Below are 14,943 nucleotides of genomic sequence, written 5' to 3' on the forward strand. Positions count from 1 at the left end.
GCTACCCCGCGACGACAAGCGTCTCCACCGAGGAGATCGTGGGCAGGTGCTGTGCGACGCAGTTCCAGCTCTCGCCCTCGTCGGCGCTGGCGTACAGCTCGCCGGTGTTCGTGCCGAAATAGATGCCCGCCGGCGCCAGCTTGTCGGTGGCCATGGCCTGGCGCAGCACGCCGAAGAAGACGTTGTCCTGCGGCAGGCCGTCGCGCAGCGCCTGCCAGCTTGCGCCGGCGTCGCGCGTGCGCCAGACGGCGGCACGGGCGTCGGGCACGTAGCGGCCGGCCGTGTCGCCGTTCAGCGGCAGCAGATACAGCGTCGCGGGATCGCGCGGATGCGTGACGGCGGGGAAGCCGAAGGTGGAGGGCAGGCCGGCCTCGATGCTGTCCCAGTGCTGTCCGCCATCGTCGCTGCGGTACATGCCGCAATGGTTCTGCTGGTACAGGCGATCGGGCATGCCGGGCGCCATCACCAGGCTGTGCACGCATTGGCCGTATTCCGGGTATCTCTGATCCTCCGGCATGTAGTCGGCCCGGGTGCCGCGGTTGCGCGCCTCCCACGTCGCCCCGCCATCCGCCGTGTGGAACACGCCGGCGGAGGAAATCCCGACCCAGAGCTGCTTGTCGTCGCTGGGGTGGGGAACCAGCGAATGCAGGATCAGCCCGCCGCCGCCCGGCTGCCAATGCGGCCGCGACGGATGCTCCTGCAGCCCGGCGACGTGCCGCCAGGACTGGCCGCCATCGTCGCTGCGAAACAGCCCGGCGGGCTCGACGCCGGCGTAGAGCGCGCCGTTGCCCGATGCGATGCTCCAGACGGATTTCACCGGCTCCGTTCCTTCCGGATAGGCGAGCCCTTCGCTGGAATGCGTCCAGCTTGCGCCGAGATCGGTGGATTTCCACACGGCCGGGCCGAACCACGCATTGCCGCCGCCCGCATAGATCGTGCCGGTGGCGGGATCGGCGATCACGTGGTTGATCGGCCAGGCTTCGCAGAACGGGCCGCGCAGCGTCCAGGACTGCCTGTTGGTGTCGGTCTCGGCGATGAACGTGCCCTTCCTGGTGCCGAGCAGCACGAGGATTTTCTGTGCCATCTGCGCCTCCCTCGGGCCACTCAGCCGCGCTTGCCGACCAGGGCGAACATCGCGCCCTGCGGGTCCATGCCCTGGATGATCCAGGCGCCCCCCGGCACTTCCTGGGGACCGTTGAGGATTTTTCCGCCGCCGGCAGTGACGCGCCCGGCCGCCGCGTCGATATCGGCGACGTTGAAGTAGTAGAGCCAGTATGGCCTGGGCTCCGCCGGCGGCTTGTTGAACATGCCGCCGATCGGGTGTTCGCCGGCGGAGAACAACTGGTAGGTGCCCATCGGGCCCATGTCCATCGGCTCGGCCTTCTGCCAGCCGAACATCTCCGCATAGAAGTCGAACGCCTTCTGCCAGTCGGCGGCATGCAGCTCGTGCCAGCCGACATGGCCCGGCGTGCCCGGCGCGAGCGGCTCGTTCGGGCCGGGGCGGGAGGGGGCGAACAGATTGAAGGCCGCCGCCTGCGGATCGGTCACCACGGAGAAGCGGCCGATATCCGGAATATCGGTGGGCGGCACGTATATGTTGCCGCCGAGGCGCTTCACCTGGTCCGCCGCCTGGTCCACGTCCGCCACCGCGACATAGGCGATCCATGCCGGCGGCGCGCCGCTCTGGCGGGCCTGCTCCGGCTGCGCCATCAGGCCGCCCACCGGCACCTCACCGGCGGTGAACAGGGTGTAGGGCATGTCGCCCGGGGATGGCTGCGTGCCCCAGCCGACGACGCTTCCGTAGAAGGCCTGTGCGGCCTTGGTGTCGGTGGTCATCAGCTCGTACCAGACGAAGCGGCCGGAAGAGACGGACATCTCGGAGGCTCCTATCGGTTTGTTTGCTGGTGTGTCGGTTACGGGTGCATGCCGCGGCGGGCTTGACAGTTAGGTTGATATCAACATTAATGGGCCGTGTCAAAGCACGATGAGCTTCCTTTCGCCGTCACGATCGAGGTCCGCGACAGCTGCCTGTGCCTGCATCTGCAGCGGGCGGCGCGGGCGCTGGCGCGGCACTATGACGAGGCGTTGCGCCCGGCCGGGCTGACCAGCGGGCAGTTCTCCCTGCTGATGTCGCTCAACCGCCCCGAGCCGCCGCGCATGGGCGCGGTTTCCGCCTTGCTGGCGATGGACCGCACGACGCTCACCGCCAACCTCAAGCCGCTGGAACGGCGCGGGCTGGTGGAGGTGACGGTCGATCCGGCCGACAGGCGCAGCCGCAAGCTGGCATTGACCCAGTTGGGCCGGGCCGCGCTGGCCGCCGCCATGCCGGCCTGGCACGCGGCGCAGGAGGACACGCAACGCCGTCTCGGGCAGACGGAGCTGAAGCGCCTGTGCGGGGAGCTGCGCGCACTTTCCTGATGGGGGCGGGCCTGATGGGGGCGGGCGGCCGCCGGGGCTGTGCTAGCCGTCGTATGCCGCCCTTAATTTCGTGATCTCGATCCTGGTCATCTGGAGCATCGCTTCCATGACCCGCCGCGATTTTTCAGGGTCTGGATCGTTGAGCAGCTCCATCAGCACGGACGGCACGATCTGCCAGGAGACGCCGAACCTATCCTTGAGCCAGCCGCATGGCCCCTTGGTGCCGCCTTCGGACAGCTTGTCCCACAGATCGTCCACTTCAGCCTGATCCGCGCAGTTCACCAGGAACGAGATGGCCTCGGTGAACGTGAACTGCGGTCCGCCGTTCAAGGCGGTGAAGGGCTGGCCGTCGAGCTCGAACGAGGCCGTCATCACGCTGCCTTTCGGCCCAGGACCGGCATCGCCATAGCGCGTGATGGTTCCGACCTTCGCATTCCTGAAGATGGAGACATAGAAATGCATCGCCTCTTCGGCCTGGGTGTCGAACCACAGGAACGGGGTGATCTTGTGCATGTCATCGCCCTTCGGGGGATCGTGCCGAGCGGGTTCCCCCAAAGGACGATGAAGTGGCGGGCGTTCCGACAGGATCAAGCGAATTTCTTGGGATGGAGGCCCGGAGCGGGAAATCGCGTGCCGCAGGTGGCGGACGCGCCGGGACAGAACGATCCGTGGCGCGCCGACCTAAGCCGTCGGGACCGGCACCAGCCCGTACCGCAGCATCGTTTCCTTCATCTTCGCAAGATCGGGGGCGCCTGCGGCAAGCAGCGCCGCCATGTCCCGGAAATAGGCGGGACCGAGCGCGCCGGGGCTGAGGATACAGAGGCACGTCCCCGGTTCCTGCGTGCCGTTGCGGAAGCCGTGGACGACCCCCCGCTTGATGAAGACGGTCTGGCCGGGTCCCACCGCGACGTCCTGGCCGTCGATCCGCCAGGTCGTCACCCCGGCCAGGCCGTACACCGTTTCATCCCAGCTTTCGTGGTAGTGGGGCACCGGCATCCGGGCGTTCGGCTGCACCGTCATCTCGAACACATCCAGGCTGCCCCCGGTGTCTTCCTTGCTGTGCAGAAACCGCAGTTCCAGGCCACCAATGCGTATGGTTTCGGGCATGCCGCCATCTCCCTTTCCGCTGACCGTTCCGGTTTTCCGTCGAACCAGCCTAGCCGAAGGCCCACCCGACGCAAGCGGATGTGCGGATCTCAAGCAGGCCGGGTGACATCGGCTCCGGTTCACGGTCCGCCGGAGATTGCTGGCGAGGGCGGGTGGATCAGCGCCGCATGCGGTGTGGAGACCAGGCGCAGGAAGATGCGATCCTCCTTGCGGATGAATTGCTCCCGCCTGGCGAACTCGTAGTTCTGCCGGCCCAACGGATCGCCGCGCAGCCGGGCGCGGTAGGCTTCGTAGGCTGCGAGACTCTCGATGTTGTAGACACCGTAGGCCGTCGTGCTCGATCCCTCGTGCGGGGCGAAGTAGCCGATCAGATCGGCCCCGCAGCGCGGGATGGCCTGACCCCAGTTGCGCGCGTATTCCTCGAAGGCCGGCGCCTTGAATGGGTCGATCTCGTAGCGGATGAAGCAGGTGATCATCGGTTGTTGCCCCCTGGCCGATTGACCAGACGAGTGTGGCCGATCGTGACGGGGCGATGGTTCGGTTGAGGCCGTAGCATCTTGTCGTCGGGCGCCCCGATGTCTGGTGCCATCGCGGAACGAAGGGGAATGCTGAGTATGGCCGCGTTCGCCTAGACCGCGGCCATGGTCGGCGACACCACGCGCGCCGCAGGTGGTTGACGCGCCGGGGCAGACTCCGCGACTATCCGCTTCGGATGGTGAGCGGACTTAGGGGAAAGCAGCGCCAAGCCTGCTTCGGGCCGATAGCGGACCGTTTGCTCATCCGGTGCTGACTCTTGACATTCGGCGAGACGCGATTCACGTTTTGTTCGGAGCTTGTACGCGAGTAAGGTGACGAGGGAGCCAATGAGCCGTAAGTCGCCAACTCTGACGCTGAATATGCCCAAATGCCAGAAGTGCAACCGATACTGGAGACCCGGCGAGGGCGTCGTCGCATCCAGCGCGTACTGTGGCCGCTGCGCAAAGGAGCGTCGCGCTGCCGCAGCATCGCGCTTCGACCTCAAGCCAATCACCAGCACCGACTTGCAGGGGTCTTACTTGCTGCCGCGCCGTTTTCGAGTGAGCTAGTCGCCAAAATATGCCTTAAGCTCGGTGACCGCTTGCCGGCTGCCGACGATGCCGCCGGACCCCGCGAGCGTCATCTTGCGGCCCCTGCCTAGCGGCTCGCTCCAGGCCATCCACTTATGCTTGCGCGGCGAGAGTCGCTTCCACTCCACCATAATTCGGCGCGTCTGAGTTGTCTGCTCCCAACGAACGAGATCGGCCGCGACAGCGGCCGACCAGACTGGCGTAATGGGCAGTCGCGACAAGGCTTCGAGCGCCTGACTTGCCGTCTGGTACCGCGACGCCGGGTCATCGTTCATCATCTTGCGGATGCAACGCCGCCAACTCTTGGGCACGTGGGGCAGCCACTTGAGTGTGCCAGCAAAGCCACCATTGGGAATAATGGTCTGAGGATCAGGTGCCTCCTCGTACCACTGCTTTCCGTGTATTAGGCGAAAGAGGGTCATACCCAACGCCCATATGTCGGACTTGGCGCTGGTACCCCCGCCCTGCCAGACCTCATAAGCGATGTGGTCGGAATAGCCTGCCTGCGAGCCGTACCCGAACATCAAGTCGTCGGTCACGAGGCCAAAGTCGCCGATCTGTGCGACGCCGGCCGCGTCGATCAGGATATTGCCTGGTTTGATGTCGCGGTGGAGCATCTGACGGGCGTGTAGGGCGGCGAGCCCCATCAACACCTCCGTACCGGCCTTCCGCACGGTCGGGAGGGTCTTTGGGCCGGTCTCGAAGGCGCTCTGGAGCGATCCACCCGGGCAGTAGGCCATGCAGAACCGGATACTGTTGCCGTCGGGCAATTCCTCGATGTGATAGACCTGCACGACGTTTCGGTGAGTGGCCTTGGAAAGGTTCTGCGCTTCGGCAAGAAAGCCGGTCTTGAAGACTTGCCACTCCGCGTCGGACTGTGTCGGCTTCCTCGCCAGAACCTTGACCGCAACTTGGCCGTGTACGACGTCTTGACCGAGGAAGACGACGCCGAAATGACCACTCCCGAGTCGTCGGCCGATCTGCAATTCAGGGACAACGCCAACCATTAGGTGTTTCTCGCGGCAACAACGAGCATGGCGGCCTCGCGGCTCGTCTTCCTCAGCTTGCCTCCCTCAGTGTTTTCATCCCAGAAGGCATCGTCTTGCAGGTATTCGTCTACCTTCCGATTTCCATAGGTGCGGCTGATCACAGCTTTAGAGAGGACCTTTACCTTGCAGACCGAAGCCGCCGCCGCAATGATCACACCGCGGACCTCCGCGCTGGTGAGAAGGGCGAGCTTAGCCGCCCCGGTCGGTATGGCGCTCGCCTTGACGACGGCTGAGCCGACTTTGTTCTCGCGAATGTAGTCGGCGCAACGCTGGTGAAGGACGGCGTAGGCCACTGCCCTCTCTCCAGTTTGCAGCTTCCAAGAATTGTCCGCGATGATCGTAATGGGCTTGTCAACGTCGTCCGGTATCTCCGCATCGACAATGGTCACGGCCTCGCCGACTACGACGATGCCCACACAACGGTCAGCCATTCAGACCACCCTGTTATCGAGATGATCTCGTTACAGTACGATTGGAGCTGTGGGAAGCGGCAAAACTCTCTTCGACGTCCTATGAGTGGTAGCCTCTGAGCTACCGAGAGGGGCGCAGGCGTAGAGGACCGCGCTTCATCCTCTTTTCATTCGCGACCGGACGCCCGCTTTGGAGCACACCGATCTGGCTCAACAACGGCAGAGATGGGCACTCAGAAGTCGTGTGTGCGATCCTCGTCGAAGATCCGAGCCGGGTCGAGAGCGGTCATCCGATGGGTCCGCTCGAACGATGTCAAGTGAAGGTCGCTGATCCAGCCAAGAGAGTAGCGGATTGCAAAGGCTCCGCCTTTGCTGGGGTCCAGGGGCAAAGCCCCTGGCCTTCATTTCCGATCACCTTCAAGCGCCTTCGGCGCACTGATCCGGCACCGCGCCTGTGCCAGCGCCAGCAGCGCGGCGCCGATCTTCTGGTGCGCCGCCGTTCCGGGATCGTGCCGGCCGGTGCGGATGTCGTGGCACACGGCCCATGTGTCGGGGCCGGCGGCTTGCGCCAATGCCTGCATGGCCTGCGCGATCTCGTCCTGGCCGAGCCGGGTTTCGCGCAGGGCGATGGCCATGGCGTTGGCGATCATCAGGGCCTTGAAGCGGGCGTCGCCGTCCAGTTTCGGCAGCACGGTGTCCAGCAGGGTCTGGCGAGCGATTTCCAGCAGGTCGGGTCCGCCGGGGATTTCGGTGCCGGTCCAGGCGGTCATGCCGGTTGCTCCAGGGTCGCGCGCATCACGTCGAGTTCCAGTTCGGGCACGATATGGCCGGTGAGCGCGAGTTCCAGGCTGGGTTCGCGGCCGGAGACGTGGCGCTCCGCCTGGTCGATCGCGACCACGGCCCAGCGGATGGCGGCGGCGATTTCCCACCAGCGGACTTTCGCGGGGTCGATCTTGCGGCCCGATGCGGCTTCGTAGGCGGCGTAGAACGGCGCGCGGGGGCCGACGCCGCCGACCTCGCCGGGGCCGCCGAAGCGCCAGCAGCGGGCGCAGAGCCAGCCGAGGTCTTCGTGCGGGTCGCCCCAGGCGGCGAATTCCCAGTCGAGGATGCCGGTGATCCCGGTGTCGTCGGCCATGTAGTTGCCGGTGCGGAAATCGTTGTGGCACAGCACGATGTCGCCGGCCGGGGCGGCGCTGCGCTCCAGGTGACGCAGCCCCCATTCCAGCATCGGGCGCGGCAGGCGGCCGCGGTCGAGATGGGCGCGCATGGCGGCGACGAAGCGCGTGCAGGGCGGGCGGTCGGGCAGCGCCAGGAAGGCCAGGTCCGGGCGGGGCGGGCGGATGGCGTGGATGCGGGCGAGCTCGCGGCCCAGGGCGGTCACCAGGGCGACGCGGCCGCCGCCCAGGGTTTCGCTTTTCACCACGCGGTGCCCGGCGGCGATGCCGGCCACGCGGCGCATGATGAAGAACGGCTTGCCCACGACCGACTCATCGGTGCAGAGGAACAGCGGCTCCGGCACCGTGGCGCCGGCTTCGTGCGCGGCCTTCAGCAGATGGAATTCCTCGGCCCGCGAGCGGCTGACCGAGAGTGTCGCGGGCGCGTCGGTGCGCAGCACCCAGGCCTGGGGCGTGCCGCCCACGGTGACATCCAGCTTCCAGTTCTGCTGGATGGCGCCGCCGGACATCAGCGCCATGTCCCGGATCGCGACACTGCCCGCGCGCGCGCCGAGCCAGGCGGCCAGGGAGGCGCGGCGCGTCTCATCCATGGGTCAGACGCCCCACTTGAAGAAATCCGTGCCTTCCTTGCGCATGAAGTTCGCGAGCACCATGCGGTGCACCTCGCTGGCGCCGTCGACCAGCCGGGCCTGGCGGGCGTAGCGGTAGATCCACTCCACCGGCGTGTCCTTGGAATAGCCGCGCCCGCCGAGCAGTTGCAGCGCCGTATCGGCGGCCTTGTGCAGGGCGTCGGCGACGACGACCTTCGCCATGGAGACTTCCTTGCGCGCGAAGTCGCCCTGGTCGAGCTTCCAGGCGGCGTTCATGGTCAGCAGCCGGCCGATCTGGATTTCCATCGCCGCCTGGCCGATCTGGCCCTGCACGCTCTCCTTGTCGATCAGGCGGCCGCCGAAAGAGCGTCGCTTCTCCACATAGGCCATCGCCACTTCCAGCGAGCGGCGGGCGAGGCCCAGCCAGCGCATGCAATGCGTCAGCCGCGCCGGGCCGAGGCGGATCTGGGTCAGCTTCAGGCCGTCGCCCTCCTGCATCAGCAGGTTCTCCTCGGGGATCTCGAGGCCGTCGAACTCCAGTTCGCAATGCCCGCCGTGTTCCTCCGGGCCCATGATCGGGATGCGGCGGACGATGCGCCAGCCGGGCTGGTCGGCGTGGAACAGGAACGCGCTGAGGCCGCGGCGCGGGTCGTCCGATGTGCGGGCGATCAGGATGAAGTGCTGGGCGGCGCCGGCGCCGGTGATGAACCATTTGCGGCCCTTCACCACCCAGCCGGCATTGGTGCGCGTGGCCGTGGTGTAGGTCAGCGAAGGGTCGGAGCCGCAGCCGGCGCCGTCCTCGTCCATCGGCTCGGTCATCACGAAGGCGCTCTGCACCGCGCCGTCGATGATCGGCTGCAGCCAGCGGGTTTTCTGGGCTTCGGTGGCCACCTGGTTCAGCACGCGCATGTTGCCGTCGTCGGGTGCGGCGCCGTGGAAGACGACGGGGCCGAAGATCGAGCGGTTCATCTCCTCGTAGCAGGCGGCGAGGGCGGTCAGCTTCAGGCCGCCGCCGCCGCGCTGTTTCGGCATGTTCAGCGCCCACAGCCCTTGCGCTCGCGCCTCCGCCCGCAGCGTCTGCAGCAGTCCGGTGTCGATGCTCTCGTGCGCGTCGTAGCTGGCGCGGTCGGCCTCCAGCGGGATGAGCCGGTCGTTGACGAAGGCGCGGATCCGGCCGCGCAGCTGGTCGATCTCGGGGGGGAGCGAGAAGTCCATACGGCGTTCCTCGGGGTTGGGCCTGTTCGCGGCATCATTCACCGGATGGGGCACGGGCGAAAGCGTAGGCGCCTCAGTAGTCGAACTGCCAGGTGAGCCCCACGCTGGAGCCGCTGCTGTCGGTGGTGCCCGTGCCGGTGGCGGGCGCGGCGGCGTGGCCGCTGGACGTGCCGACATCGGCTTCCAGTTTCAGCCCCCGCCACAGATCGACCTGCACCGTGGCCTGGGTGCCGGCGCCGGCGGTGCTTTGCTTGGCGCCCAGGTACACGCCCTGGGCGACGTAGCGGCCGGCTTCCACTTTCGCACTCTGGCCGTTCTGGCCGCCGCCGACCGACAGGCGGTCCAGGCCGAGGCCCTCGCGCAGGCGTTCCAGCGGATTGATGCCGTTGCCGACGCCGGTGATCTGGGCCAGGCCGGCGGCGATCTGGGCGATCTGCAGCGGGCCGAGGCTGGACGTTTTCTGGCCGAACAGCAGATGCGCCAGGATCTCGTCCTGCGGCAGGTCGGGGACGGATTTCAGGATGATCTTCGGCGCGCTGGCGTAGCCGGCGACCTGCAGCGTGGCGGTGACGCCGGCATTGGTGTTGCTGGCGACGAAATCCAGCGTCGGGTCGATGCGCCGGCTGCCGTCGAGGCCGATGCTTCCGGACGTGAAGGTCAGCGTCTGCCCGACGAGGTTGAACTGGCCGCGGCGCAGGGTCAGCCCGCCATCCATGCGCGGCGCCGCCGCGGTGCCGCCGACATGCACCTTGCCCGCCAGTTCCGCATCCAGGCCGCGGCCGCGCACGAACACGCGGCTCGGGGCATCCACCGTCAGGTCCAGGCCGATACGGTCGGTGATGCCAGGGCCGGGTTCCGGCGGCGGGCGTTGGCCGGGGAGGCGCACGTCGAGAACGGCGACGCTCGTGGGCAGGCGCTCGGGGACGCGGATGTCGGCGCGCTGGATGTGGATGTCGCCGGCGGCGGTCATCTGGCCCAGCATTGCGCCGCCCAGCGACAGGTCGGCGTCGACCACGGCGGTGAGGCGGTCGGAGGCGAGCGGCGTGGCGTCGCGGGCAGTCAGGCGCAGATCGACCGGCATGGGCGCGGACAGGCCCACGCTGCCGGTGGCGGAGATGGTGCCGTTGCCGGCCTTGGCGGTGAGGCGTTCGATACGGACGGTGTCGGCCCCGGCGCGCAGCACGGCCTCGATGTCGCGCAGGCGCGCGCCCTGGGTGACGTCCTGGAAGTCGCCGCCGGAGAGGCGCAGCGTGCCGTCCGGTTGCGGCGCCGTGATGGTGCCGGTGACGGTGCCGTCCAGCGCGATCCGGCCTCGGGCGCGCCGGCCTTCCACGGCCAGCACGGGGTCGAGCAGCGCGAGGTCCAGATTGCCGCGCGCCTGCAGGTTCAGCGCGCCGGCGGGGTCGAGCGGCGCGGTGCCGGACAGGCTGGCGCGGGCGGTGCCGAGGGTCGCCTGGGCGTCGAGGCGCGCGGCGGCGCCGGCCAGGGTGGCGGTGGCGGAGAGGGTTGCGGGCGGGAAGCTGGCGGCGAGGCCGTCGCGCAGGCGCAGGCCGGTGGCGGAGAGGGTCACGGTGCCGGCGGGACGGGCGAGCGGGCCGGTCAGGCGGGCGTCGGCGTTCACGCTGCCGTCGGCCTGCAGGCCGGGGACCAGCACGGCGGCGAGGTCGGCGGGCAGGTTGCGCAGGGAGGCCGTCGCGTCCAGGGCCGGCGTGACGCGCCCGGCGATGTCGAGCACTGCCTGGCGGAGGCCGAGGCGCAACCGGTCCACAGTGACGCCGTCGGCGAAGGCGATGCGGGCCGGGGCCAGCAGTGCCACGCGTTCGCCCTGCCACGTCGCCTGCAACGCCGACAGCGCCAGCTTGCGGCCGGGCGCGTCCAGCGTGCCCGCGACGCTGGCCTGGACGCCGGCGCCGGATGCGGCCAGCCGCAGCGCCAGCGCATCCTGCTTGCCGTCGGCCTCCAGCTTCAACGTGTCGGCGGGGCCGATGCCACTGGCTTCGGCGAGCAGGCGCGCCCGCCCGGCCTCGTCCAGCTCGGCGGTAGCGGAGAAGGCGCCGGCGATGGGGCGGCCCAGCAGCTTCTGCAGATCCTGCAGCTTCGTCATGCGCGCGACGATCCGCCCATGCGGCAGGACGGCGCCGGGCGGCAGGGTCAGCGTGCCCTCGGCATGGGCGCTTTTCCAGTCGGCGCGGTCGATGGCCAGCTTCAGCGTGCCGTCGGCGCTGCGGTCGAGGACGGCCGCCAGCGTGAGTTTGGCGCCGTCGAGGGTGGCGTCCGCGGTGACGTGGCCGGTGGGTGCCGCAGGCAGGCCGCGCAGCTGCAGCGCGGCGTTGACCGGGGCGGACGGGAAGCCCTGGGTGGCAAGCGCACCGGTCAGCGTGGTTTCGGCGGAGAGGTCTTCGGGCGTGCCGTGGACGCGGCCCTTGGCCTGCAAAGTGCCGCTCAGCACCGGGTCCAGCGCCGTGGCGTCGGTCAGCGTCACCTCCGGCGCCAGATCGATGACGCCGCCGGCCATGGTGCCGGCGGCGGCGACGGTCAGCGCCTTCCCGTCCAGCCGCAGCCGGGTCAGCGTGATGTCGGCGCCGCGCAGGCTGGCGGACAGCGCCAGCGCCGCGTCCGGCCCCAGCAGCGCCGGTACCGGCGCCATGCCACCGGTCAGTCCCAGGCGTCCGGTCAGATCGAGGCGCGTGGTGTCGCCTTGCAGCGCGGCCTTCACCTGCAGGGCGGCGTGGCCTTGCAGCTGAGGCACCAGGGCGGCGAGCTGCGGCAGGGTCAAAGACAGATCGGCGGTCGGGTTGGCCTCAGTCGTGACGGTGCCGGTGATGCCAAGCACGGGGTGCGACAGGTCCAGCCGGACCGGGCGCCCGGCGGCCGTGAGGTCGGCGTCGGCGCGGAGTTGCACGGGCGCCGGCGCGAACAGGTCGGGCCGGGGCCCGGGCAGCGCCAACCCGTCGAGCGTCGCCTGCAGCGCGACGTGGCCGGAATCGCCGGACAGGTGGGCGGTGACCTGCCGCAGCGCGGCACCGGCGGCTTGCAGCGCGTCGATGCGCAGGGTGCCGGCGGCCTTGGGGCTGGCGAAAGGGCCGGAGACATGCGCCCGCAGGTCCACGCTATGCCAGGACAGGTCCGGCCGTGGGGTCATGGCAGGGGCCTGGGCGGAGAGATCGAGCGTTGCCGTTCGACCGGTGAGGTCGACCTGGCCGTCGGCGGTGGCCCGCAGCGGGCCGGCCGCGACCGACAGCCGCGCGGTGACGCCCGACCACGGGCCGGCGGCCTCGACGGTCACGTCGAGCGCGCCCAGGTCGGGCAGGCTTGCGAGCCGCGCCGCCAGGCCCTGCGCCGGCTCCTGCGCCGCCAGCCGAAGCTGCAGCGCCGCGGCATCGACCCGGCCTTCCAGGTGGTAGCGGCCCTCGCCGTCGAGCCGGGTCAGCGTCAGCGTGCCCTCGCCGGTGGCGGCATCGGGCATCCGGCCGCTGCCCTCCAAGCCCAGCGCCGCCGGCACCCCGGCGAGCGCGGCCCCCAGCTCCAGCCGCCGGACCTGCAGCGCGGAGACCACGACGGACACCGGCAATTCGGCGCTGCCGCCCCCGCCGCCGCCTGACGCGGAGGGCAGCCGCGTTATCGCCACCCGCGCGGCGGCGAGCCGGTCGATGCGCAGCTCGCGCGCCAGCAGGCGCAGCGGCGACCAGTCGAGTTCGGTGGCGTCGATTTCGAGCCAAAGGCCCGCGGCATCGCGCAGCTCCAGCCGCTCCAGCCGGAGCCGGTCCGGGAACCGCCCGGACAGGCCGAGCAGCACCACCTGCCCGCCGGTGGCGGACGCTGCCTCGCGCTCGATCAGCCGCCGGCCGGCATCGGTGTTCGGCAGACCGAACACCAGCGCCGCCAGCAGCGCCAGGATCACGGCGAAAACACGCATCAGAATGCCCGCATCAGAAGGCCTGGCCGATGCCGATATAGACCTGCAGCGTGTCGGTTTTCGGGCCGCGCACGACGGGCACCGCCACGTCCAGCCGGATCGGCCCGATGGAGGTATAGTAGCGCGCGCCCACCCCCGCCCCCACCGCGATGTTGCCGCTGAACGGCACGCCGGTGGTGCCGACCTGCCCGGCATCAACGAATGCCACCGCGCCCCAGCTCTCGCCGAAGCGCTGGCGCAGTTCGATCGTGCCGGTATCGATGCTGGTGCCGCCGGTGGGGCGACCGCTGGGGAATTTCGGCCCCACGGATTGGAACCGGTAGCCACGCACGGTGCCGCCGCCGCCGGCGTAGAAGCGCTGGTCCGGCGGCACGTCTTCCACCGACGCGCCCTCCATTCCGCCCACCAGCGCGCGCAGCGCCAGCACGGTGCGTCCCTTGCTGCCGAAGTCGATATAGGTCGAGGCCGAGGCCTGCGCGATCACGAAGGCCGTGGTCCCCGTCGGGCCGAAGCTGGCGATGGGGGTCAGCGCGACGCTGGCCTTCACGCCGCCGGTGGGATCGAACGGATTGCGTGTGCTGTCCCACGTCAGCCCGGCCGGCAGTTCCAGCAGCTTGTAGTCGTTGGTCAGCCCCTCCTGCTTGATGCGCGCGAGTTCGCCGGTGACGCCCAGGCTCGCGGTCAGCTCGCGCGACAGCTTGCGCTGCACGGCGACGCCGCCGATGGCCGCGGTGCGGTCATAGGCCTGGAGGTATTCGTTCACCCCCAGCATCCGGAAGGTCAGCGACTGGTCGCGCCGCTGCCAGTCGGGAATGGTGAGCAGCGCCCCCAGGTTGTAGCCGGGCTGACGGGTGGCCGTGCCGCCCAGGCCGGTGGTCTCGGCGCTCAGCGTGAGCTGCTCGGCGTTGCCGAACAGGTTGCGATGGGTCCAGGACGCGGACAGGCGGCCGCCCTGGTCGGTGGACCAGGCGGCGGACAGGTTCACGGCGCGCAGCTTCCGCTCGGTCACGTCCACGCGCACCGGCAGCCGGCCCTGGGCGTCGAGGCTGCCTGCCGTGTCGATGCGCACCGCCGCAAGGGCGGGGGTGTCGGCCAGCTCCTGCCGGGCCGCCTCGATGCGCGCGGGGTCGTAGCGTTCGCCCGGCTGCAGCGGCAGACGGCGGCGGACATAGGATTCGTTCAGCCGCTGCAGTCCGGAGATGCTGATGTCGCCGAGATCGACGCGCGGCCCGGCCTGCACGGGGAAGACGACATCCAGGCTGCCCGTGGCCTCGTCCAGCGTCGCCTGCGGCGGATCGGCGGTTGCAAGCGCGTAGCTGTCGGCGCGCAAGGCGGCGAGCAGGCGGTCGCGCGCCGCCAGCACGTCGGCGGCGCGGGCCGGGGCGCCCTCCGCCAAGCCGAGGCTGCCGCGCATCCCCGGCGGCACGTCGCCGGTGAGCGCGATCCGGCGCAGGTGGAACAGCTTGCCCGGCGTGATCGCGACGGCGACCGGCACCTCGGCCTTGTCGGGCATGGCCTCCAGCGCGTCGGCCAGCCCGGGGTCGTCGAGCGGCCGGCCGGCGATCGTGATGGCGACGCGGCCCTGGTAGTAGCCGAAGCTGTGCAGCACGGTGGCAAGGCGCCCGGCGTCGCCGCGGGCGCGGGAGAGCAGGGCGAAGGCACCCACCGGCGCGCTCTCGCGCAGCGCGACCAGGGTGGCGGCGTCGCCCAGGGCCGTGTCCATCTCCGCTTCCCCGGTGGGGGCGATGGTGACGGTGTAGGCGAGCGGATCCGCCGCGCCGCCACGCTGCGGCGCCACGGTGAGCATCGGCACGAGCGCCAGCAGAAGCCGGATCAACCCGCGCCGGAACCGGGCCAGAGAGGTCGGGAGCGCGATCAAGGTGGCGGGCAAGGTGCCTGCCGGCGCGGCGCGACGCAAACGCGGCGGGAGTCCGGAACCAGGCTGCAACAAAGGCTT

At 69.6% G+C, this 14,943-nt stretch carries 13 protein-coding genes; 1 reads left to right on the forward strand and 12 read right to left on the reverse strand.

The window, feature by feature from the left end; translation table 11 throughout:
* Position 1 precedes the first annotated feature (1 nt).
* Positions 2-1,084, reverse strand: a complete 1,083-nt coding sequence (locus OL599_RS08070; protein WP_264713180.1) for a WD40/YVTN/BNR-like repeat-containing protein — start codon at positions 1,082-1,084, stop codon at positions 2-4.
* 20 nt (positions 1,085-1,104) lie between these two features.
* A complete protein-coding gene (locus tag OL599_RS08075) occupies positions 1,105-1,875 on the reverse strand; it encodes a VOC family protein (RefSeq protein WP_264713181.1) in 771 nt (256 codons plus the stop codon).
* 96 nt (positions 1,876-1,971) lie between these two features.
* Here OL599_RS08075 and OL599_RS08080 point away from each other — a divergent pair, with 96 nt between their 5' ends.
* Positions 1,972-2,418, forward strand: a complete 447-nt coding sequence (locus OL599_RS08080) for a MarR family winged helix-turn-helix transcriptional regulator (protein ID WP_264713182.1) — start codon at positions 1,972-1,974, stop codon at positions 2,416-2,418.
* 42 nt (positions 2,419-2,460) lie between these two features.
* Here the strand turns inward: OL599_RS08080 and OL599_RS08085 are convergent, their stop codons facing one another.
* The 10 genes from OL599_RS08085 to OL599_RS08130 all read right to left on the reverse strand — a co-directional run bounded on the left by OL599_RS08085 (position 2,461) and on the right by OL599_RS08130 (position 14,865).
* Complete coding sequence (locus tag OL599_RS08085) at positions 2,461-3,009, reverse strand: VOC family protein (protein WP_264713183.1); 549 nt, start codon at positions 3,007-3,009, stop codon at positions 2,461-2,463.
* Between the two features lie 90 nt (positions 3,010-3,099).
* Positions 3,100-3,525, reverse strand: a complete 426-nt coding sequence (locus OL599_RS08090; RefSeq protein WP_264713184.1) for a cupin domain-containing protein — start codon at positions 3,523-3,525, stop codon at positions 3,100-3,102.
* Between the two features lie 119 nt (positions 3,526-3,644).
* Positions 3,645-4,001 carry an NIPSNAP family protein gene (locus tag OL599_RS08095; RefSeq protein WP_264713185.1) on the reverse strand — a complete coding sequence of 119 codons (357 nt, stop codon included), beginning with the start codon at positions 3,999-4,001 and terminating at the stop codon, positions 3,645-3,647.
* Between the two features lie 605 nt (positions 4,002-4,606).
* Positions 4,607-5,638, reverse strand: a complete 1,032-nt coding sequence (locus OL599_RS08100) for a serine/threonine-protein kinase (RefSeq protein ID WP_264713186.1) — start codon at positions 5,636-5,638, stop codon at positions 4,607-4,609.
* Complete coding sequence (locus OL599_RS08105; protein ID WP_264713187.1) at positions 5,638-6,111, reverse strand: hypothetical protein; 474 nt, start codon at positions 6,109-6,111, stop codon at positions 5,638-5,640. The genes OL599_RS08100 and OL599_RS08105 overlap by 1 nt, the downstream gene beginning before the upstream one ends.
* Positions 6,112-6,491: 380 nt before the next feature.
* Positions 6,492-6,860: a DUF6285 domain-containing protein gene (locus OL599_RS08110; protein ID WP_264713188.1), complete on the reverse strand. Its 369-nt coding sequence runs from the start codon at positions 6,858-6,860 to the stop codon at positions 6,492-6,494.
* Positions 6,857-7,855 carry a phosphotransferase family protein gene (locus OL599_RS08115; protein WP_264713189.1) on the reverse strand — a complete coding sequence of 333 codons (999 nt, stop codon included), beginning with the start codon at positions 7,853-7,855 and terminating at the stop codon, positions 6,857-6,859. The genes OL599_RS08110 and OL599_RS08115 overlap by 4 nt, the downstream gene beginning before the upstream one ends.
* Before the next feature lie 3 nt (positions 7,856-7,858).
* Positions 7,859-9,070: an acyl-CoA dehydrogenase family protein gene (locus OL599_RS08120; protein WP_264713190.1), complete on the reverse strand. Its 1,212-nt coding sequence runs from the start codon at positions 9,068-9,070 to the stop codon at positions 7,859-7,861.
* Between the two features lie 73 nt (positions 9,071-9,143).
* The gene (locus tag OL599_RS08125) at positions 9,144-12,986 is read right to left on the reverse strand and encodes a translocation/assembly module TamB domain-containing protein (RefSeq protein WP_264713191.1); all 3,843 of its coding nucleotides are present in this window, start codon (positions 12,984-12,986) and stop codon (positions 9,144-9,146) included.
* Positions 12,987-12,999: 13 nt separating this feature from the next.
* Positions 13,000-14,865, reverse strand: coding sequence for an autotransporter assembly complex protein TamA (locus OL599_RS08130; RefSeq protein WP_264713192.1), 1,866 nt, complete (start codon positions 14,863-14,865; stop codon positions 13,000-13,002).
* Positions 14,866-14,943 lie beyond the last annotated feature (78 nt).

Origin of the sequence: Limobrevibacterium gyesilva, from assembly GCF_025989185.1 — a bacterium.
Taxonomy (GTDB): Bacteria; Pseudomonadota; Alphaproteobacteria; order Acetobacterales; family Acetobacteraceae; genus Limobrevibacterium; species Limobrevibacterium gyesilva.